The following is a 19,356-nucleotide window of genomic DNA, read 5'->3' as shown; positions in this document are numbered from 1 at the left end:
CGCCGCGGCTGCACCGGCGCGCCGCGGGCGTTTCCAAATTCTTACAACTGAGCCCCCGGAAACCCGTCGTTTCCAACGGTAAAGTTCCGCCGTCCGGCGCGAACAGTTCGTGCCTTCGCCCCCTCTGTTCGCCCCCTTCATGTCCAACCTCATCGTGCACGGCGGTACGCCCCTTCGCGGCCGCATCATTCCCTCCGCCAACAAGAACGCGGTGCTGCCGGTGCTGTGCGCCACCTTGCTCACCGGCGAACCGCTGCGGCTGCACGGGGTGCCCGACATCACCGACGTGCGCAAGATCCTCGACATCTTCCGCACGCTGGGCAGCGAGGTCCGCATGGACCACGAGAGCGGCACGCTCGAACTGCACCACCGCGCCACCACCTTCGATGCGGCGCTCCACCGCCTGCCCGAGGAAATGCGCTCGTCGATCATGCTGGTGCCGCCGCTGCTGGCGCGCTTCGGCGTGGCGCGGCTGGAAGACAACGTCAAGGGCTGCACGCTGGGCGTGCGCGAGATCGATCCGCACGTCGAGGTGTTCCAGCGCTTCGGCGGCCAGGTGGAGCGCACCGAGGGCTCGCTGCTGGTGTATGCCCCCGGCCGGCTCACGCCCACCGACCACTGGCTCGACTACGCCTCGGTGACGACCACCGAGAACTTCGTGCTGTGCGCGGCCGCCGCGGGCGGGACCTCGACGCTCACCAACGCGGCCTCGGAGCCGCACGTGCAGGAGTTCTGCCGCTTCATGGCGATGATCGGCGTGCGCATCGAGGGCATGGGCACCTCGCGGCTCACGGTGCATGGCGGCGGCGCGCTGGGCGGCGGCGAGTTCCGCTTCGACGAAGACTTCCACGAGATCACCACCTTCCTGGCGCTGGGCGCGATCACCGGCGGCGACGTCGTGGTGCGCAACAGCGCGCCGGGCAACTTTCCGCTCATCGACCGCACCTTTGCCAAATTCGGCGTGCAGATCGAGCATGCCGACGGCTGGTCGCGCGCCATCCGCAGCGGCCCGCTGAAGGTGCAGACGCCGTTCACGAGCAACGTGCTCACCAAGGTGGAGGCCGCGCCGTGGCCGTACTTCCCGGTCGACCTGTTGCCGATCTTCATTGCGCTGGGCGTGCGCGCGCAGGGCAACGCAATGTTCTGGAACAAGGTGTACGACGGTGCGCTGGGCTGGACCGGCGAGCTGTCCAAGTTCGGCGCGCATGTGTTCTCGTCCGACCCGCACCGGCTCATCACCTTCGGCGGCCATGCGCTCACGCCGGCGGTGGTCGAGAGCCCCTACATCATCCGCGTGGCGATCGCGCTGTTCATGGTGGCCGCGAGCATCGAAGGCAAGTCCGAGATCCGCAACGCGACGCCGATCCGGCGCGCGCACCCGCGCTTCGTGGAAAACCTGCGCAGCCTGGGCGTGCAGGTGGAGTGGACCAGCGAGGAGTGAAGCGGTCGTGATCGTCTCCGTCTCGAACAAGGCCAAGTGGCTGCTGATGCAGCTCGGGCAGCTGGTGCTGATGGTCGGCCTGACCTCGCTGGTGTTCAACTACGCCTACCGCTTCCTGGTCGACCGCACGATCAACACGCCGCTGTTCTATGCGGTGACGCTGCTGCTGGCGCTCGTGGTCATCGTCGCGGTGCGGCGCGACTACCTGTTCGTGTCGCGCTACGAGTTCACGCCCGAGGCCATCGTCGTGCGCACGGCACTCGGTGCCTCCAAGCGCTTCGAGGCGCAAGATTTCAAGTTCGTGCCCAGCCTGCACAAGACGATCAACCTGCCGGAGCCGAAGGCCTCGCTGTCCTTCGACGTGCAGAACCGCAAGACGGGCCGCCGTGCCCGCAACTACACCTGGACCGGCTTTGCGGTGGAAGACTTCCGCGCGGTGTGCCGCCTGTACGGCTACCAGGACGACACCGATTTCAAGCTGAAGGACTTCGGCAAGGCGCGCTGAGCCGGCGGGCGGCTGCGCCCGCGATGACCCCGCAGCCACAGCGCCCACCGGCTTCGCCGGAGAATGCCGTGCATTCGACACACGGACACAGGAGCGCACCCCGAATGACGACGTTGCAACAGATCCTCGGCACCGAACTTCCATTGATCCAGGCGCCGATGGCCGGCGCGCAGGCCAGCGCGATGGCGATCGCGGTGTGCAACGAAGGCGCGCTGGGGTCGCTGCCGTGCGCGATGCTCGGCCCCGACGCGATGCGCAGCGAACTCGCGGCGATCCGCGCGGGCACCGACAAGCCCTTCAACGTCAACTTCTTCGCCCACACCCCGCCCACGCCGGACGAGGCGCGCGAGGCCGCCTGGCGCGCCGCGCTGGGGCCGTACTACGCCGAGTTCGGCATCGACCCCGCGGGCATCCCGACCGGCCCGGGGCGTAACCCCTTCAGCGCCGAGGTGGCCGACCTGCTGGCCGAGTTCAAGCCGCCGGTGGTGAGCTTCCATTTCGGTCTGCCGCCCGAGCCGCTGCTGGCCAAGGTGCGCGGCTGGGGCGCGAAGGTGCTGGTTTCGGCCACGACCGTCGACGAGGCACTGTGGCTCGAGGCGAAGGGCGTCGACGCGGTCATCGCGCAGGGGCTGGAGGCCGGCGGGCACCGCGGCCATTTCCTGTCGCACGACCTGACGAAGCAGCTCGGTACCTTCGCGTTGCTGCCGCAGCTGGTGCGCGCATTGAAGGTGCCGGTGATCGCGGCCGGCGGCATCGCGGATGCCGACGGCGTGGCTGCGGCCATGGCGCTGGGCGCGGCCGGCGTGCAGGTCGGCACGGCCTACCTGCTGACGCCCGAGGCCATGACCAGCGCGCTGCACCGCGCGGCGCTGAAGAGCGAGGCCGCGCGCCACACGGCGCTCACCAACCTGTTCACCGGCCGACCGGCGCGCGGCATCGTCAACCGCGTGATGCGCGAGCTGGGCCCCATCGGCCCGGCGCCGGAATTTCCGCTCGCCACCTCGGGCATCGCGCCGCTGCGCGCCAAGGCCGAAGCGCAGGGCAGCGGCGATTTTTCTCCGCTGTGGTCGGGGCAGAACGCCACCGGCTGCCGCGAGGTGTCCTCGGCCGAGGTCACGCGGGCGCTGGCCAAGGGCTTTCGCTGAGCCGCGCCGTCCGTCATTTTTTTCGAGCCCTTCCGACCCATGACATCGCTCCATCTGCCCCTGCAGTTCCTGCATCACCCCGCACCCTCGGGCGGCCCTGAACCCTGGCTGCTCGTGCTGATGCACGGCGTGGGCAGCAACGAGCAAGACCTGTTCGGCCTGGCGCGCATGATGCCGCCGCAGTTCCACGTGCTGAGCCTGCGCGCGCCCTATGTGCTGTCGCCCGGCTCCTACGCGTGGTTCGAGTTCCAGGTGCTGGCCGATGGCGGGCGCCGCATCGACGAAGAGCAGGAGCGCGAAAGCCGCTTCCTCATCGGCGAGATGGTCACGTCGGCGTCGCAGCAGCTGGGCATTCCGCCCGAGCGCGTGGTGGTCGGCGGCTTCAGCCAGGGCGGGATCATGTCGCTGTCGCTGCTGCTCACGCAGCCCGAGAAGCTGCGCGCCGCGCTGGTGTGGCACAGCCGGCTGCTGCCCGAGGTGGTGCCGCACATCGCGCCGCCCGAGGCCTTCGCGGGCAAGGCGCTGTGGGTGAGCCACGGCAGCGCCGACAACGTGATTCCGCCGAGCGCCGCGCAGGCCACGCGCGAGCTGGTGCGCGGGCTGCCGCTGGTGCTGTCGGGCTCGGACTTTCCCGGCGCGCACGAGATCCGCCCGGCCGAGCTGCAGGGCACGCTGGCGTGGCTGCAGGCGCTCAGCGCGCCAACAGCCGCGCCCTGACCAGCGCTTCCATCTCGTCGACCCAGGCGTCCCCCGCTGCGTCGTCGGGCTGCACCAGCAGCCGGTAGCGGCGCCCGCCCCAGGCCGCGGTCAGCAGCGCCTGCACGGTGGCGGGCGAGGGTGGCGGCTGCAGGTCGCGGCAGGCGGCGAAGGCCTGCGTCCAGCGCGCGAGCAACTCGTCGTACACGCGCCGGTGGTGCTTGGGCTCGGCCACGCGGTGTTCGAGCATCAGCATCTCGTGGTCGAAGGCGGGCAATTCGTCGATGCGCGTGTCGCAGGTGAGGCGCACGAGGCGCTGCGTGCGTTCGCGCCAGTCGATGTCGGGTGGCGCGATCACGTCCGCGTCGAGCCGCGCCAGCAGCGCCTCGACGCAGTGGCGCACATAGCCCGAGAGCAGGGCTTCCTTGTCGGGAAAGTAGTCGTAGAAGGTGCCGACGGCGATGCCGGTTTCGAGCGCCACGGCGCGCGTGGTCACGCCTTCCCAGCCCTGCGTGCGCCAAATCCGAACAAAGGCGTCGTAGATGGCCTGCACGGTGAACTTGCCGCGCGCCTGCGTGGGGCGTTTCAGGGGCTTGGAGCGGGGTGCGGCGGGCATGGACCGGGTTTCCGAACCCGCGGCGAAGCGGGCCGTCCTACAGTTTGCGAATGAACAACGCATTCACTTTAACCCGCCTCGAAACGCGCAAGAACGCACTCGGAACCACCCGCATCGTCACTTCGGAAGACGCAGGCAGCCTGCAGCCGGGCGAGGTGCTGATGCAGATCGAGCGCTTCTCGCTCACCACCAACAACATCACCTACGCGGCCTTCGGCGATGCGGTCATGAAGTACTGGCAGTTCTTTCCCACCGGCGACGCCGACTGGGGCCACATGCCGGCCTGGGGCTTTGCCGACGTGGTGGCATCGAACGTCGAAGGCGTGGCGGTGGGCGAGCGCTTCTACGGCTACTTTCCCATTGCGAGCCACCTGCGCATGCAGCCGGTGCGCGTGACGCCGCGCGGCTTCTACGACGGTGCGGCGCATCGCAGCGAATTGGTGTCGGCCTACAACCAGTACATGCGCTGCAGCCATGATGCGGGCTACGTCGCCGCGCTGGAGGACTACCAGATGCTGGTGCGTCCGCTGTTCATCACCTCGTTCATGCTGGCCGACTTTCTCGAAGACAACGCCTTCTTCGGCGCGACGCAGGTGGTGGTATCGAGCGCGTCGAGCAAGACGGCGTTCGGCACGGCCTTCTGCCTCGGCCGCCGCGAAGGACTGCAACTGATCGCCGCCACGTCGGAAGGCAACCGCGCCTTCGTCGAGGCGCTGGGCTGCTACGACCGCACGGTGGCCTACGACGAGATCGCCACGCTGGCGGCCGACGTGCCCACGCTCTACGTCGACTTCGCGGGCCACGACAACCTGCGCGCCACGGTGCACCACCATTTCGGCGAGTCGCTGGTTTACGACTGCTATGCGGGCTCGGCGCAGAAGACCGAGTTTCTCGGCGACACCAGCGCGCTGCCCGGCCCCACGCCGAAGCTCTACTTCGCGCCCGTGCAGATCCGCAAGCGCAATGCCGACTGGGGCCCGCAGGAGGTCAACCGCCGCTTCAACGACGCGCAGGGCCGCTTCATCGCCGAGCTGAGCCGCCCGGGCAACCGCTGGATGACGCTGGCCCAGGGCCGCGGCTTCGCGCATGCGCAGGCCGTGATCGCCGATCTGCACGCGGGCAGCGTCGATCCGCGCGAGGCGCATGTGGTGCGCATCGGTGGCGCGTGACGGGCTGAGCGACTGAACTTCGGCGCGGGTGGGGCGTCACAGGGGGTTACGAGAACGTGGCGATCGTGCGGGCCGTGCAGGCCATCCTGGTGCACCATTGCCTTTCGTCTCCCCACTGCCATCCCGCAAAAGGAAACCGCCCATGTCCGACGCCGACTCCCCCCGCGACACCCCTGAATTCCGACCCCGCAAGGAAGCGCCGATGGGCACCATCGTCGGTCTGGCGCTGGTCGTGCTGGTGGCGGCTTATTTCGGCTGGCGCTGGTACCAGCAGCAGCAACTGGCGCCGCTGCCGACCGCGCCCGTGGCCGTCGCCCCGAACGACGCGCCCCCCGAGCCGCCCAAGGTTGAAGAGCCGAAGGGCCCGCAGAACCCGGTCGAGGCGCTGGCCCCGCCCGATGCCGCGTTGCCCGCGCTGGCCAGTTCCGATGCGCGCGTGATGAAGGCGCTCACCGAGCTGCTGGGCGGCAAGGCCGTCGCGGCCTACCTGCAGTCCGACGGCGTGGTGCGGCGCTTCGTCGCCACGGTCGACAACCTGCCGCGCGAGCAGGCACCCGCCAGCAAGTGGCCGGTGCAGCCCGCGCCGCAGCGCTTCATCACCGACGGGCCGCAGCAGGGCGGCGTGCAGACCATCGCGGCGAACAACGCCGCGCGCTACAACGGCATCGTGATGCTGGCCGGGGCTGTCGATCCGGCCAAGGCGGCGGCGGTGTATGCGCGGCTGTACCCGCTGTTCCAGCAGGCGTACGAAGAGCTGGGCTATCCGGGACGCTACTTCAACGACCGCTTCATTGCCGTGATCGACCACCTGCTGCAGGCGCCCGAGCCCACGGGGCCGGTGCAGGTGAAGCTGGTCGAGGTGAAGGGCGACATCCCCTCGCAGCGGCCCTGGGTGCGCTACGAATACGCCGACCCGAAGCTCGAATCGCTCTCGGCCGGCCAGAAGATCCTGGTGCGCATGGGGCCCGAGAACGAGCGCAAGATGAAGGCCAGCCTGCGCGGGCTGCGCGCGCAGATCGCCACCGGCGAGATCGCGAAGAAGAAGCAGCCCTGAGGCGCGATGCACTGACAGCGCCCCGCCTGCACGCCCTGTAGGCGCGGGCCGATTGCATGCCGCGCGAAGGGTCGAGATGATTTGCGCCTACGACTTCGAGGGCAAGCCATGAACCTGATGAGCGTCGATCTTTACCAGAGCACCACCGACCCCGGGAAATTCCTGGCGCTTCCCGCCGGCACCGACCCGACCGAACTCATGGGCCCGATGACCTTCGATCGGGACTATGCGCACATCAAGCGCTACCAGGCGGCCTTCGCGTTCGATCCGTCCGAAACCTACGCGGGCGTGAACGCCGCGAAGATCGCCGCGGACCTGCTCACCGTGAAGTGGGCGATGTACCGGCAAGAAGGCTGAATGGCGGGCGGCTTGCGCCGCCTCGCCTTCGTCAGGCCTCTTCGGTTTCCTGGTACTCGCCCACCGGCACGCAGCTGCAGAACAGGTTGCGGTCGCCGTAGACGTTGTCGACGCGCCCGATCGGCGGCCAGTACTTGGCCTGCTTGAGTTCGGCCAGCGGGAAGGCGCCGAGTTCGCGCGAGTAGGGGTGGCTCCACTCCGTGCCGAGCAAGCTGGCGGCGGTGTGCGGCGCGTGCTTGAGCGGGTTGTCATCCTTCGACCAGACGCCTTCTTCCACGCGGCGGATCTCGCCGCGGATGGCGATCATCGCGTCGACGAAACGGTCGAGCTCGGCCAGCGGTTCGCTTTCGGTGGGCTCCACCATCAGCGTGCCGGGCACGGGGAAGCTCAGCGTGGGCGCATGGAAACCGTAGTCGATGAGGCGCTTGGCCACGTCTTCGGCGGTGACGCCGCTGGTGTCCTTGAGCGGACGCAGGTCGAGGATGCACTCGTGCGCGACGTGGCCGTTGGGGCTCGCGTACAGCGTGGGGTAGTGGTCCTTCAGGCGCGCGCTGATGTAGTTGGCGCTCAGGATGGCCGTCTCGGTGGCGGCCTGCAGGCCCTTGGCGCCCATCATGCGGCAGTACATCCAGCTGATCGGCAGCACGGCCGCATTGCCCAGCGGCGCGGCCGACACGGCGCCCACGCCGTTCGAGGGCACGCCGGCCGTGGCATGGCCCGGCAGGTAGGGCACGAGGTCTTCGACCACGCAGACCGGGCCGACGCCCGGGCCGCCACCGCCGTGCGGGATGCAGAAGGTCTTGTGCAGGTTCAGGTGGCTCACGTCGCCGCCGAACTCGCCCGGCGCGGCCACGCCGACCAGCGCGTTCATGTTGGCGCCGTCGACGTACACGCGGCCGCCGTGCTCATGCACGAGCTCGCACAGTTCCTTCACGCGCGTTTCGAACACGCCGTGCGTGCTGGGGTAGGTGATCATCACGGCGGCCAGGTGGGCGCTGTGCTTCTCGCAGGCGCGCTTGAGGTCGTCCATGTCGACGTTGCCCTGCGCGTCGCAGGCCGTCACCACCACCTGCAGGCCCACCATCTGGGCGCTGGCCGGGTTGGTGCCGTGCGCCGAGGAGGGAATCAGGCAGATGTTGCGGTGGCCCTGGCCCTTGGCTTCATGGAAGGACTTGATGGCCAGCAGGCCCGCGTACTCGCCTTGCGAGCCCGCGTTGGGTTGCAGGCTGATGCCCGCGTAGCCGGTGGCCTCGCACAGCCAGGCGCGCAGCTGCGCGTCGAGCTGGGCGTAGCCCTGCAGCTGGTCGGCGGGCGCGAAGGGGTGGATGTTGGCGAACTCGGGCCAGGTGATGGGGATCATCTCGCTGGTCGCGTTGAGCTTCATGGTGCAGCTGCCCAGCGGGATCATGCTGCGGTCGAGCGCGAGGTCCTTGTCCGACAGGCTGCGGATGTAGCGCAGCATCGCGGTCTCGCTCTTGTGGGTGTTGAACACCGGGTGCGTGAGGAAGGCGCTGGTGCGACGCAGGTCCTCGGGAATCAGCGGCGTGGTGCTGGCGGCCAGCTCGTCGAAGCGCGGCATCGCGGTGCCAGCGGGCACGAACAGGGCCCACAGGGTTTCGATGTCGGCGCGCGTGGTGGTCTCGTCCAGCGAGATGCCCAGGTGCTGCTGCAGGCGCTGGCGCAGGTTGACGCCGCCGGCCTGCGCGCGCTCGATGATCGCGGCCGTGTCGTCGCCGGTGCGGATCGTCAGCGAATCGAAGGCGGTGGTGTTCACCGGCTCGCGGCCCATCTGCGACAGGCCCTTGGCGAGGATGGCGGTGAGCACGGCCACGCGCTGCGCGATGCGCGTGAGGCCGTCGGGGCCGTGGTACACGGCGTACATGCTGGCGACCACGGCCGGCAGCACCTGCGCGGTGCAGATGTTCGAGGTGGCCTTCTCGCGGCGGATGTGTTGCTCGCGCGTCTGCAGCGCGAGGCGGTAGGCGGGCTGGCCGTGCGTGTCGACGCTCACGCCGACGAGGCGGCCGGGCAGCGAGCGCTTGAACGAATCGCGGCAGGCCAGGTAGGCGGCGTGCGGGCCGCCGTTGCACAGCGGCATGCCGAAGCGCTGCGTGGTGCCGCAGACGATGTCGGCATCGAACTCGCCGGGGGCGACCAGCAGTGTCAGCGCCAGCAGGTCGGCCGCGACGATGAAGGCGGCGTCGCACTGGTGCGCGTGGCCCGCGAGCGGGCGCAGGTCGTGCACGTGGCCGGTGGTGGCCGGGTACTGCGCGAGCACGCCGAAGAACTCGCCGCTCACCATCAGGTGCGGCAGCGTTTCCGACACGGTGCTCACCTTGACCTCGATGCCCAGCGGCGCGGCGCGCGTCTTGATGACTTCGATGGTCTGCGGGTGGCAGTCGCCAGAGACCAGGAACACGTTGCTCTTGCTCTTCACGCTGCGCTTGGCGAGCGTCATGGCCTCGGCGGCGGCCGTGGCCTCGTCGAGCATCGAGGCATTGGCGATGGCCATGCCCGTGAGGTCGCACACCATCGTCTGGAAGTTGAGCAGGGCTTCCATGCGGCCCTGCGAGATCTCGGCCTGGTAGGGCGTGTAGGCGGTGTACCAGGCGGGGTTCTCCAGGATGTTGCGCAGGATCACGCCCGGCGTGTGCGTGCCGTAGTAGCCCTGGCCGATGAAGCTCTTGAACACCTTGTTCTTCGACGCCAGCGCCTTCAGCTCGGCCAGCGCGTCGGCCTCGGTGACGGGCGCGGGCAGGCGCATCGGCCGGGCGCGGCGGATGGCCGCCGGCACGATGCCGTCGATGAGCTCCGCGCGCGTTTCCGAGCCGATCACCGGCAGCATGCGCGCCTCGTCCGCTGCATCGATGCCGATGTGGCGGGCGAGGAATTCTTCGGCGTTCTCTAGGGCTTGCAAAGAGGGAAGGGCGGGAATCGGCATGGCGGTGAAGGCTCGGGGAGAAGGAACGAAGGTGCGAGGAAACGGCTGCGGTTCAGCGGATCAGGATTCGGCGGCGAACTTGTCGTAGCTGGCGGCGTCGAGCAGGGCGTCGAGCTGCGCGGGCTCGCTCAGCTTGACCTTGAAGAACCAGCCGGCGGCCAGCGGGTCGCTGTTGGCCAGCGACGGGTCGGCGCGCAGCGCTTCGTTCACTTCGGTGATCTCGCCCGACACGGGCATGAACACATCGGCGGCGGCCTTCACCGACTCGACCACACCGGCGACCTCGCCCTGCGCGAAGGTCTTGCCCACTTCAGGCAGGTCGACGAACACCACGTCGCCCAGCGCGTCCTGCGCATGCACGGTGATGCCGACGGTGGCGGCGCCGCCTTCGGCTGCCACCCATTCGTGGTCCTTGGTGTATTTGATGCTCATGAAAAAACTCCTCGTGGAAAAAATGGAATCGGGATGCAGAGCCTAGCCGGGTCTGCGGGGTTCAGTGTCGGTCAGCCGCGGTAGTAGCGCGTCGGCACGAAGGGCATGGTCGAGACTTCCATCGGCACCGGCTTGCCGCGCACGATGGCCTGCACGCGCGTGCCGGGCTCGGCGAAGGCGGCGGCCACGTAGCCCATGGCCACGCAGCGGTCGGCGGTGGGGCCGAGCAGGCCGCTGGTGACGGCGCCGATGTCGTGCCCTTCGAGCGACTGCAGCAGCGTGCCGTCGCGCACCGGAATGCGTTCGAGTGCCACGAGGCCGACGCGCTTGCGCGTGAGCGTCTTGTGGTCGGTGTGGCCGGCCGCGCCCGAGGCGACGGCGGCCAGCTGGGCCAGCACCTTGGCCGCGCCCGGAAAACCGCCTTCGCGCGCACCGCCGGCGCGGCGCACCTTCTGGATCGCCCAGTTGAGCGAGGCTTCGACCGGGGTGGTGGTGGTGTCGATGTCGTTGCCGTACAGGCACAGGCCGGCTTCGAGCCGCAGCGAGTTGCGCGCGCCCAGGCCGACGGGCTTCACCTCGGGCTGCGCGAGCAGCAGGCGGGCGAGGGCGTCGGCATCCTTGGCGGCCACCGAGATCTCGAAGCCGTCTTCGCCGGTGTAGCCGCTGCGGGTGACGAAGGCCGCGATGCCGCCGATCTGCACCGCGCCGCCGGTCATGAACACGAAGCGCTCGATGCCGGGCGACAGGCGCGCCAGCGTGGCCGCGGCCTGCGGGCCTTGCAGTGCGAGCAGGGCGTGGTCGGGCAGGGGCTGCACCTGGCAGCGCGCGCCGATCCTGGCCTGGATGTGGGCGATGTCGGCCACCTTGCAGGCGCCGTTCACGATCACGAAGAGCGAGCCATTGCCTTCGTTGAAGAACATCAGGTCGTCGAGGATGCCGCCCTCGTCGTTCAGCAGCAGGCCGTAGCGCTGCTTGCCGGCGGGCAGATCGACCACGTCGACGGGCATCAGGGTTTCGAACGCGGCGGCGGCATCGGGGCCGACCAGGCGCAGCTGGCCCATGTGCGAGATGTCGAACAGGCCGGCCGCATCGCGCGTGTGCTTGTGCTCGGCCATGAGGCCGGCGGGGTACTGCACGGGCATGGAATAGCCGGCGAAGGGCACCATGCGGGCGCCGAGCTCCACGTGCAGGTCGTACAGCGGGGTCTTGAGAAGTTGGGCGTCAGAAGCGGAGGAAGCGGCCACGGGGCACTCCAAAGGGGCAGTCGAAATCCATGGCTGCAACGCCACGGGCCACCCCTGCTGTCCGCTTTACCTGAGAGATTCGCCCCACGATCGGGGTTTGCTCCTTCGGTGGGCCGCGTGCAATGCCACGGCCTCTCTCCAGCAAGGAAACGCCGGTGGTTGCCGGCGTCTTGTCAGTCCTTTTGCCTGAGCGTTCGGGGAACCCCTGCGCCTTCGGCGGCCCCGTCGCGCGGGGCTCTCTCCTGACCCGGCGAGTGTAGTGGATCGCGGGGCCGGGGCTGGCGGCTCAGTGCACGGTTTCGGCCGGCGGCAGCAGCTTGTCGATGCGCTCGCGCAGCGAGTCGGCGCGCTCGGGGCCGGCGGCTTTCTCGATCTCGGAGAGCATCAGCGCGGCGATGGTCAGCATGGCCTCGCGGTCGCGGGCCTCGCGCAGGGCGTCGCGCATCTGGTTGGCGAAGCGCGGGTCGCGGCGCACGAACATGCGCTCGCAGATGTCGAACAGGAACATGCGCGTGGTGGCCAGCGAGCGCTTGCCGTCGAAGCTGTCGGCCGAGGTGGCGACCTGGATCGGCTCGGCGGCGGGGACGGGCGTGGGGGCCGGTGCGGGCGGTGGCGCGACCGGGCGCGCGACCTGCAGGTAGCCGCGCTGCATCAGCCCCTGGATCGCCTGCTCGGCCTCGACGCGGCTGGGGAACAGCGGGCTGAAGTCGGTCAGCGAGCGCCGGCCGTCGGCCATGAGCAGCAGGGCGCGCTCACGCTGGCTGAGCGTGCGCTGCCCGGCCTGGAGTTCGTCGCGTGCCTTCTCGGTCTTGGTGGGGAACATGGCGGCCACAGCTTTCGGAGGTCGAAGGCTGCAGCATCGTTGCAAGTGGTGACATCTTCGTGAACCATTTGCCTTACAGGGACAAGGCGGGGCGCGTCAGTTGCCCGCGCTCTCCTTGCGGATCAGCCAGCGCGGGCCCACGCGCTGCAGCTCGAGGGTCTTGCGGTCGGTCTCGGTGAGCGCGTCGGCGCTGTAAATCTGCCGGAACTGCGCGCTGGCCGAGGTGCCCTGGACGCTGATCACCAGCCCCTCGATGCCCACGCTGATGCGCGACTTGCCTGTGATGCGGGCGCGCCGGTCGGCCTCCCAGCGCTCGCGGGTCTGGCCGCGCGCGGGGGTGAAGTCGGCCGCGTAGGCGGCGAGGTAGCGCTCCACGTCGCGCGCGGACCAGGCGGCGGCCCAGGCGCGCACGGCGCTTTCCACTTCGGCGAGGTGGGTGACGGGGTTGGTGGGATGGGCGGGGGCGGCTGCTGGCGCAACGGCTGCAACGGGCGCGGCGGCCGGCGTGGCCGCGATACCGGCGGTGGCCAGCAAGCCGGCAGCGACAAGGCTGCAGCCCTGGGCGACGATTCGGTGCATGGCGTCCTTCTCTTTCCTTCTTCTTGTCTGTCAGGCTCGACGTCGAAGCTTGCGTCGATTCTGGCAGTGAAAGAGGAGGCGTGCGGCGTTGAATCGCCCACGGATTTCGGTGGTTCGTGGATCAGGGCGTGTGCACAGGACACCGGGTACTTCCCTCCGCGAATGTCCCCCGCCTCCGGCTCCTCCTTGATTTCGCTGCGGGAAGCACCCGGTGCCCTGTGCACCGGGTGCGCGGGGCAGGGCTCAGGCCGCCGCAGCCTCACCCGCCATCACCTGCACCGTGCGATTGCTCAGCCGCAAGGCCAGCACGGTCGCGACGCACAGCACGCACAACACCACCGTGAGCGTCACGCCGAGTCCGCGCGCATCCGACAACAGGCCGAACAGCGGCGACACCAGCCCGCCGACCGAGAGCGCGAGGCCGAGCGTGATGCCGCTGGCGGTGGCCGGGTTGCGCGGCAGGTAGTCCTGCGCGAGCGTCACCTGCGCGGCGAAGGGCAGGAACATGCTCATGCCGAGCCACGCGGTGCAGACAAGCGCCGCGCCGGGCGTGGAGGCGAGCACGAGGCCTGCCATGGCCGGCAGCGCGAGCAGGTAGCCGCAGCGGATCGTGCCCATGCGCCCGATGCGGTCGCCGAGCCAGCCGCCGGCCAGCGTGCCCACGGCCCCTGCGGCGGTGAAGGCGGTGAGCGCCGCGGCGCCCTGGAAGGTGCTGCCGTGCAGGTCGCGCGTGATGCGCAGCGAGAGCATCGACAGCACCGTGACGTACGGGATCGACCAGCCCACGATGGTCGCCACCAGCAGGCTGAAGGCGCGCCAGTCGTTGTGCGGCTTCAGCACCTGGGCGCGGGCCTGCGCGGCCCGCGCCGCCGTGGCTGCGTGCTGGGCGGCCGCGCTGCGCCGTGCATTTGCCGCGACCCACACCACGCCCATCGCCACCGCGGGAATGCCCAGCAGATAGCTGCGCGACAGGCTGCCGCCGCCGACCACCGTGGCCGCCAGCACCGGCGCGAACGAGGCGCCGATGGTGCCGCCCACCGAGAACACGCTCATCGCCTTCTGCGAGGCGCCGCCGGCCGCACGCGCGGCCACGGTGGCGGGCGGGTGGTAGGCCGCGATGCCCAGCCCGCACAGCGCGACCGCGATCCAGGTCAGCAGGTAGCTCTGGCTCAGGCCCGCCAGCACCACGCCCAGCGCCGCCACCAGGAAGCCCACGGGCACCAGCCAGGCGCGCGGGTGGCGGTCGGCGTACAGGCCGAACAGCGGCTGCACCACGCTCGACAGCCCGGTGGCCGCCAGCATCAGGCCGCTGACGGCCGTGTAGCTGTAGCCGCGCTCCAGCACCATGAAGGGCAGCAGCGCGGGCACGAGGCCCTGGTAGAGGTCGTTAACGGCATGGGTGCCGGTGAGCAGCCCGAGTCGGCGCGTGTTCATGCGATGGCTTCTTTCCTGGATGTCCGGTTGGAGAAAAAGAGGGAGAAAAGCCATCGTAGGAAGACACGGAAAGATGTTCTCGCTACGAATGTGCAAACATCGTCGTGAAATGGACAAACTGAATCTGCGCCCCGACGAGGGCGAATCGACCCCGCGCGCCGTGGCCGTGCTGGCCACCGATCCGGCGGGCGACGCCTTCATTCCGCCGCATGCGCACCGGCGCGGGCAGCTCATTCATGCGATTTCGGGCGTGATGATGGTCGGCGCGGCGGCCGGCAGCTGGGTGGTGCCGCCGGGGCGCGGCGTCTGGGTGCCGCCGGGCATGACGCACCAGATCCGCATGGCGGGCGAGGTGAAGATGCGTACTGTCTTCGTCGAGCCCGGCACGCGCGCCGACCTGGGCGCCGAGTGCCGCGTGATCCACGTGGGGGCGCTGTTGCGCGAGCTGATCGTGGCGGCCGTGTCGCTGCCGCTGGACTACCCACCGGGCGGGCGCGACGAGCGCGTGATGGAGCTGATCCTCGACGAGATCGAGGCCGCGCCCGCGCTGTCGCTGCATGTGCCGATGCCGCGCCATGCGCGCCTGGCCGCGCTGTGCGAGGCACTGATCCGCGACCCCGCGCAGCCCGCCACGCTCGACGGCTGGGCCGCGCGGCTGCACATGAACGCGCGCACGCTGGCGAGGCTGTTCGAACGCGAAACTGGCATGACCTTCGGCGCGTGGTGCCGCCAGGCGCGGCTGTTGCTGAGCCTGCCGCGGCTGGCCGCGGGCGCGTCGATCCTGGAGGTGGCGCTGGCGCACGGCTACGAGAGCCCGAGCGCCTTCACCGCGATGTTCCGCCGCACGCTCGGCGTGCCGCCGAGCCAGTACCTGCACCCGCCGGCCTGAGGCGAGTGCAGGCGTGGGCCTGCGCCGCTACTTGAACCCGAGCGCGCGCGGCAGCCAGGTGCTGAGCATCGGCACGAAGGTCAGCAGCATCAGCACCGCGCCGTGCGCCCACAGGAAGGGCACCAGCTCCTTCACCAGCGCCGACATCGGCACCTTCGACACGTTGCAGGTCACGAACAGCAGCCCGCCCACCGGCGGCGTGATCATGCCCAGCGTGAGGTTGAAGATCACGATCATCGCGAAGTGCACCGGGTCGACGCCCAGCTTGATCGCCACGGGCGCAAGGATCGGCGCCAGCACCATCACGCCCGGCAGCGGCTCGATAAAGATGCCGAACAAGAGCAGGAACACGTTGACGATGATCAGGAACATCCACGGCGAGAGGTTCATGCTGATGAGCCATTCGGCCATCTGCTGCGGAATGCCCTCGATGGTCAGCACCCACGCGAACGAGGCCGACAGGCCGATGATGATCAGCACCGACGCCGACAGCAGGGCCGAGCGCGACAGGATGTCGGGCAGCATCTTCCACTCGAGCGTGCGGTAGATGAACTTGCCGCACACCAGCGCATAGAACACCGCCACCACGGACGCTTCGGTGGGCGTGAACCAGCCGGCGCGCATGCCGCCCAGGATCACCACCGGCAGCAGGATGGCGGGAATCGCCTTCCAGGTCGTGATGAGAATTTCGCGCAGCGGCGGCGTCTGGCCGTCGCCCTTGTAGTTGCGCTTCTTCGAGACGTAGAAGTTCACCACGCACATCGCCACCGCGATCAGGATGCCTGGCACGATGCCGGCCACGAACAGCTGGCCGACCGACACGGTCTCGTCCTGCAGCGCGTAGATGATCATGATGATCGAGGGCGGAATGATCGGCCCCACGATGGCCGTGGAGGCCGTCAGCGCCGCCGCGTACGAGCGGTCGTAGCCGGCCTTGTCCATCATCTTGATGAGCATCGAGCCGGGGCCGGCCGCGTCGGCCAGCGCCGAGCCCGAGATGCCCGAGAAGAAGGTCAGCGACACCACGTTGGTGTAGCCCAGCCCGCCGCGGCGGTGGCCGACGAACTGGCCGGCGAAGCGCAGCAGCACCTCGGTGAGCGAGCCGCCGCTCATGAGCTCGGCGGCCAGGATGAAGAAGGGCACGGCCATCAGCGGAAAGCTGTCGATGCCGGTGAAGGTTTCCTTCAGCAGCACCATCAGCGGGTAGCTTTCCGCGAGGATCAGGGTGGCGGCCGTGGCCAGGCCGAGCGCGAAGGCCACGGGCACGCCGATGGCCAGGAACACGCAGGCGGAGACGATCAGGACAATGCTGGCATCCATGGTCTTCTCCTTACAGCGAGGCCGACGCGTTGGCGTCGAAATGCGCGTCCGACGCGAACTCGCGGTTCAGCACGTAGCCGCGCACCACCAGCAGCCAGTGCACGATCAGCAGCACGCCACCGATCAACATCGCGCTGTAGATGTAGGCAAACGGAATCTGCGTCACGGCGGTGAGCTGGAACATCGTGCGTTCCATGTAGAGCCAGCCGTACCAGACCATGAAGCCGAAGAAGGCGAACAGCAGCCCGGCCACCACGATGCGCACCGCCACGGCCGCGGGCCGGGGCAGGGCGTCCTGCAGGTTCTCGACGGCGATGTGGCCGCCGTAGCGCAGCACCGGTCCGGCGCCCAGGAAGGTGAGCCAGATCATCATGTGGCGCGACACCTCTTCGGCCCATTCGATCGACTGGTTCGTGGTGTAGCGCAGCACGACGTTGGTGAAGATGATGACGGACATGGCCGCCAGCAGGAGGATCAGCGCCCACCGGTTGGCGGCGAGAAAGTAGCGCTCGAAGGCTTGCACGTTGTGGTTCTCTGTGGTGTCGGAAATGCGAAGCGCCCGGCACACTGAGGCGGGCCGGGCGCGGTCGGGGCGGAGCGGTCTTACTTGACGTCCGTGATCTTCTTGATGTTGTCGGCGCCGAATTCCTTGGCGTAGCCCACGTAGGCCGGCTTCAGGGCTTCGCGGAAGGCCGCGCCGTCGACGGTGCGCGTGACCTTCATGCCGTCTTTCTCAAGCTGGGCGATGCCGTTGTTCTCGTCGTCGTTGACCTTCTTGCGCTGCGCGATCGAGGCCTTCTTCGCCGCTTCGGTGAACACCTTCTTGTCGGCGTCCGAGAGCTTGTTCCACACCTTGGGCGACAGCAGCAGCAGCGCCGGCGAGTAGACGTGGCCGGTGAGCGACAGGTGCTTTTGCACTTGCGAGAACTTCGAGGACAGGATCACGGGAATCGGGTTTTCCTGGCCGTCGACCGTGCCTTGCTGCAGCGCGCCGAACAGTTCCGGGAAGGCCATCGGCGTGGGCAGGATGCCGAAGGTGCGGTAGCCGTCCATGTGCACCTTGTTTTCCATGGTGCGCATCTTCAGACCGGCCGCGTCGGTGGGCTTGACGATGTCGCGCTTGCTGTTCGTCATGTGGCGAAAGCCGTTTTCGGTCCAGGCCAGCGCGATGATGCCCTTGCTCGGGAATTTGGTCAGGATGTCCTGGCCGATGGGGCCGTCCATGACCTTGCGGGCGTGGTCGTAGTCGCGGAACAGGAAGGGGATGTCGACGATCTTGACCTCGGGCACGAAGTTGCCCACGGGGCCGGTCGAGGTGTTCAGCAGGTCTTGCGTGCCGAGCTGGATGGCTTCGATCTGCTCGCGCTCGCCGCCCAGCGCCGAGTTGGCGAAGTGCTGGCACTTGAAGCGGTTCTGGGTGTTCTTCTCGACCTCTTCGCAGAACACGGTGGAGCCCACGCCGTAATGCGATTCCTTGGACGTCGCATAGCCAATCTTGAGAACGGTGGGTTGCTGCGCGAAGGCGGCGGTGCCCAGGGCGAGCGAAAGGCAGGCGGCGGCGATGTGGCCGAATTTCATGGTGTCTCCGGGGAGTTGGGGGTCGAAAGCGCGTCAGGCGCAGGTCAGGAAATGACTATGCACCAATAACCAGTTTGACCGCGTCGGGACTTTCACGGACGTAGGCGCGGATCACCGCGTCGAAGCTCTCGTCGGCCGTGAGCCCGAGGGCGTGGGCGCGCGGCGTGTCGAAGCGCCCGGGCCAGGTCTTGACGATGCGGCGGATGGCGGCGTCGGGCGTGCGGTCGAGCAGGTCGGTGGCGGCGCGGCCGGCCACGCGTTCGAGCGCGGCGGCCATCTCGCCCACGGTGGTGGCCAGCGAAGGCAGGTTGAGCGCGGTGCGCGGGCCCCAGTCGGCGTCGCTGGCTTCGGCGGCGCGCACGATGCCTTCGATGGTCCGAGCCGGCGAGGCGATGGCCACGGGCGTCTCGTCGGGCACCGGGCAGGCCGCGCGCAGGCCGGCGAGCGGCTCGCGGATCATGCCGCTGAAGAAGCCCGAGGCCGCCCCGTTCGGTTGGCCGGGGCGCACGCTCACCGTCATGAGGCGCACGCTGCGCCCCTGCACGAAGCCCTTGCGCGTGTAGTCGGCCACCAGCTGCTCGCCGATGAATTTCTGGATGCCGTAGCTGGTCTGCGGCGTGGGCAGCGTGTGGTCGTCGATGAGCGCGGGCAGCGGCTGTTCCGGCGAATCGCCGAACACGGCGAGCGAGCTGGAGAACACCAGCACCGGCCGCGTGCCGAGCGCGCGCAGTTTCTCGAGCAGGCCGTGCGTGGCGGCGAAGTTGCTGCGCATGCCCAGGTCGAAGTCGGCCTCGCATTCGCCGCTGACGGCCGCCGCCAGGTGGAACACCGCGTCGGCCTCGCGCCAGAAGGTGGCGTTGTCGTCGGCCAGCTGGGCGTTGAGGTCGCCGGTGGCGGTTGCGATGCGCGGGTTGGCCGCGAGGTCGGGCGGCGGCGGCGCGCGGTCGACCAGCGTGATGCGTGCGATGTCGCGGGCGGGGGCGCCGGCGAGCGACAGCTGGCCCAGGGCCAGGAGGGTGCGCGCCAGGCGCGCGCCGAGAAAGCCGGCGCCGCCGGTGATGACGATGTGCATGGGGTCCTGTCTCCTTGTGTCCTTGTGTCGCGAGGATAGCGTCGGTGGTATCGCACAATTT

19 protein-coding genes and 2 riboswitches are annotated in these 19,356 nt (G+C 69.1%); of the genes, 8 read left to right on the top strand and 11 right to left on the bottom strand.

The annotated features are described in order from the left end of the window. Positions 1–139 precede the first annotated feature (139 nt). From AC07YS_RS24475 to AC07YS_RS24460, 4 genes are all read left to right on the top strand, one after another. Entirely contained in the window at positions 140–1,441 is a 1,302-nt protein-coding gene (locus tag AC07YS_RS24475) for a UDP-N-acetylglucosamine 1-carboxyvinyltransferase (protein WP_062474398.1), read from the top strand. A 7-nt stretch (positions 1,442–1,448) separates the two neighbouring features. Next, positions 1,449–1,946: a hypothetical protein gene (locus tag AC07YS_RS24470; RefSeq protein WP_240531398.1), complete on the top strand. Its 498-nt coding sequence runs from the start codon at positions 1,449–1,451 to the stop codon at positions 1,944–1,946. Between the two features lie 104 nt (positions 1,947–2,050). Next, positions 2,051–3,091 (top strand): NAD(P)H-dependent flavin oxidoreductase, encoded by a 1,041-nt coding sequence (locus tag AC07YS_RS24465; RefSeq protein WP_492685322.1) that lies wholly within the window; start codon positions 2,051–2,053, stop codon positions 3,089–3,091. Between the two features lie 39 nt (positions 3,092–3,130). Further along, a complete protein-coding gene (locus tag AC07YS_RS24460) occupies positions 3,131–3,808 on the top strand; it encodes an alpha/beta hydrolase (RefSeq protein ID WP_495268118.1) in 678 nt (225 codons plus the stop codon). Here AC07YS_RS24460 and AC07YS_RS24455 read toward each other — a convergent pair. Then, a complete protein-coding gene (locus AC07YS_RS24455; protein ID WP_495268119.1) occupies positions 3,783–4,403 on the bottom strand; it encodes a TetR/AcrR family transcriptional regulator in 621 nt (206 codons plus the stop codon). The genes AC07YS_RS24460 and AC07YS_RS24455 overlap by 26 nt on opposite strands. Before the next feature lie 50 nt (positions 4,404–4,453). Between AC07YS_RS24455 and AC07YS_RS24450 the strand changes: the two genes are divergently transcribed. The 3 genes from AC07YS_RS24450 (at position 4,454) to AC07YS_RS24440 (ending at position 6,983) form a co-directional block, all read left to right on the top strand. Next, on the top strand, positions 4,454–5,572 hold the full coding sequence (locus AC07YS_RS24450) for a DUF2855 family protein (protein ID WP_495268120.1): 1,119 nt from the start codon (positions 4,454–4,456) through the stop codon (positions 5,570–5,572). Between the two features lie 142 nt (positions 5,573–5,714). Then, positions 5,715–6,626: a DUF3014 domain-containing protein gene (locus AC07YS_RS24445; RefSeq protein ID WP_495268121.1), complete on the top strand. Its 912-nt coding sequence runs from the start codon at positions 5,715–5,717 to the stop codon at positions 6,624–6,626. A gap of 108 nt (positions 6,627–6,734) precedes the next feature. Next, positions 6,735–6,983 carry a hypothetical protein gene (locus AC07YS_RS24440; RefSeq protein ID WP_495268122.1) on the top strand — a complete coding sequence of 83 codons (249 nt, stop codon included), beginning with the start codon at positions 6,735–6,737 and terminating at the stop codon, positions 6,981–6,983. Between the two features lie 31 nt (positions 6,984–7,014). Here the strand turns inward: AC07YS_RS24440 and gcvP are convergent, their stop codons facing one another. The 6 genes from gcvP to AC07YS_RS24410 all read right to left on the bottom strand — a co-directional run bounded on the left by gcvP (position 7,015) and on the right by AC07YS_RS24410 (position 14,436). Beyond that, positions 7,015–9,924, bottom strand: a complete 2,910-nt coding sequence (gcvP, locus tag AC07YS_RS24435; protein ID WP_070059380.1) for an aminomethyl-transferring glycine dehydrogenase — start codon at positions 9,922–9,924, stop codon at positions 7,015–7,017. Between the two features lie 60 nt (positions 9,925–9,984). Beyond that, positions 9,985–10,356 (bottom strand): glycine cleavage system protein GcvH, encoded by a 372-nt coding sequence (gcvH, locus tag AC07YS_RS24430; RefSeq protein ID WP_062474411.1) that lies wholly within the window; start codon positions 10,354–10,356, stop codon positions 9,985–9,987. A gap of 71 nt (positions 10,357–10,427) precedes the next feature. Next, positions 10,428–11,600 (bottom strand): glycine cleavage system aminomethyltransferase GcvT, encoded by a 1,173-nt coding sequence (gene gcvT / locus AC07YS_RS24425; RefSeq protein WP_070059552.1) that lies wholly within the window; start codon positions 11,598–11,600, stop codon positions 10,428–10,430. 47 nt (positions 11,601–11,647) lie between these two features. Then, positions 11,648–11,752: riboswitch (glycine riboswitch) on the bottom strand. A gap of 12 nt (positions 11,753–11,764) precedes the next feature. After that, positions 11,765–11,855: riboswitch (glycine riboswitch) on the bottom strand. Between the two features lie 31 nt (positions 11,856–11,886). Then, positions 11,887–12,423, bottom strand: a complete 537-nt coding sequence (locus tag AC07YS_RS24420; protein ID WP_062474467.1) for a hypothetical protein — start codon at positions 12,421–12,423, stop codon at positions 11,887–11,889. A gap of 96 nt (positions 12,424–12,519) precedes the next feature. Beyond that, positions 12,520–13,002: a L,D-transpeptidase Cds6 family protein gene (locus AC07YS_RS24415; protein WP_495268123.1), complete on the bottom strand. Its 483-nt coding sequence runs from the start codon at positions 13,000–13,002 to the stop codon at positions 12,520–12,522. A 243-nt stretch (positions 13,003–13,245) separates the two neighbouring features. Then, complete coding sequence (locus tag AC07YS_RS24410; protein WP_495268124.1) at positions 13,246–14,436, bottom strand: MFS transporter; 1,191 nt, start codon at positions 14,434–14,436, stop codon at positions 13,246–13,248. Positions 14,437–14,545: 109 nt separating this feature from the next. Between AC07YS_RS24410 and AC07YS_RS24405 the strand changes: the two genes are divergently transcribed. Further along, positions 14,546–15,325, top strand: a complete 780-nt coding sequence (locus AC07YS_RS24405) for an AraC family transcriptional regulator (protein ID WP_062474418.1) — start codon at positions 14,546–14,548, stop codon at positions 15,323–15,325. Positions 15,326–15,352: 27 nt separating this feature from the next. Here AC07YS_RS24405 and AC07YS_RS24400 read toward each other — a convergent pair whose 3' ends face one another. The 4 genes from AC07YS_RS24400 to denD all read right to left on the bottom strand — a co-directional run bounded on the left by AC07YS_RS24400 (position 15,353) and on the right by denD (position 19,295). Continuing rightward, entirely contained in the window at positions 15,353–16,645 is a 1,293-nt protein-coding gene (locus AC07YS_RS24400; protein ID WP_062474420.1) for a TRAP transporter large permease, read from the bottom strand. A 10-nt stretch (positions 16,646–16,655) separates the two neighbouring features. Then, entirely contained in the window at positions 16,656–17,168 is a 513-nt protein-coding gene (locus AC07YS_RS24395; RefSeq protein ID WP_062474469.1) for a TRAP transporter small permease, read from the bottom strand. 80 nt (positions 17,169–17,248) lie between these two features. Continuing rightward, positions 17,249–18,223 carry a TRAP transporter substrate-binding protein gene (locus AC07YS_RS24390; RefSeq protein ID WP_062474422.1) on the bottom strand — a complete coding sequence of 325 codons (975 nt, stop codon included), beginning with the start codon at positions 18,221–18,223 and terminating at the stop codon, positions 17,249–17,251. A 55-nt stretch (positions 18,224–18,278) separates the two neighbouring features. Then, complete coding sequence (denD, locus tag AC07YS_RS24385) at positions 18,279–19,295, bottom strand: D-erythronate dehydrogenase (protein ID WP_495268125.1); 1,017 nt, start codon at positions 19,293–19,295, stop codon at positions 18,279–18,281. Between the last annotated feature and the right edge of the window lie 61 nt (positions 19,296–19,356).

The organism is Variovorax sp. GW458-11-26-14-LB1 (assembly GCF_059423965.1).
Note: the sequence above shows the minus strand (reverse complement) of the source record. Positions and strands in the feature narration are given on the sequence as shown.

Coding starts and splice junctions, on each gene's coding strand:
- AC07YS_RS24475 (WP_062474398.1), top strand. CDS start 140: ATGTCCAACCTCATCGTGCACGGCGGTACGCCCCTTCGCGGCCGCATC.
- AC07YS_RS24465 (WP_492685322.1), top strand. CDS start 2,051: ATGACGACGTTGCAACAGATCCTCGGCACCGAACTTCCATTGATCCAG.
- AC07YS_RS24460 (WP_495268118.1), top strand. CDS start 3,131: ATGACATCGCTCCATCTGCCCCTGCAGTTCCTGCATCACCCCGCACCC.
- AC07YS_RS24455 (WP_495268119.1), bottom strand. CDS start 4,403: ATGCCCGCCGCACCCCGCTCCAAGCCCCTGAAACGCCCCACGCAGGCG.
- AC07YS_RS24450 (WP_495268120.1), top strand. CDS start 4,454: ATGAACAACGCATTCACTTTAACCCGCCTCGAAACGCGCAAGAACGCA.
- AC07YS_RS24445 (WP_495268121.1), top strand. CDS start 5,715: ATGTCCGACGCCGACTCCCCCCGCGACACCCCTGAATTCCGACCCCGC.
- AC07YS_RS24440 (WP_495268122.1), top strand. CDS start 6,735: ATGAACCTGATGAGCGTCGATCTTTACCAGAGCACCACCGACCCCGGG.
- gcvP (WP_070059380.1), bottom strand. CDS start 9,924: ATGCCGATTCCCGCCCTTCCCTCTTTGCAAGCCCTAGAGAACGCCGAA.
- gcvH (WP_062474411.1), bottom strand. CDS start 10,356: ATGAGCATCAAATACACCAAGGACCACGAATGGGTGGCAGCCGAAGGC.
- AC07YS_RS24420 (WP_062474467.1), bottom strand. CDS start 12,423: ATGTTCCCCACCAAGACCGAGAAGGCACGCGACGAACTCCAGGCCGGG.
- AC07YS_RS24415 (WP_495268123.1), bottom strand. CDS start 13,002: ATGCACCGAATCGTCGCCCAGGGCTGCAGCCTTGTCGCTGCCGGCTTG.
- AC07YS_RS24410 (WP_495268124.1), bottom strand. CDS start 14,436: ATGAACACGCGCCGACTCGGGCTGCTCACCGGCACCCATGCCGTTAAC.
- AC07YS_RS24405 (WP_062474418.1), top strand. CDS start 14,546: ATGGACAAACTGAATCTGCGCCCCGACGAGGGCGAATCGACCCCGCGC.
- AC07YS_RS24400 (WP_062474420.1), bottom strand. CDS start 16,645: ATGGATGCCAGCATTGTCCTGATCGTCTCCGCCTGCGTGTTCCTGGCC.
- AC07YS_RS24390 (WP_062474422.1), bottom strand. CDS start 18,223: ATGAAATTCGGCCACATCGCCGCCGCCTGCCTTTCGCTCGCCCTGGGC.
- denD (WP_495268125.1), bottom strand. CDS start 19,295: ATGCACATCGTCATCACCGGCGGCGCCGGCTTTCTCGGCGCGCGCCTG.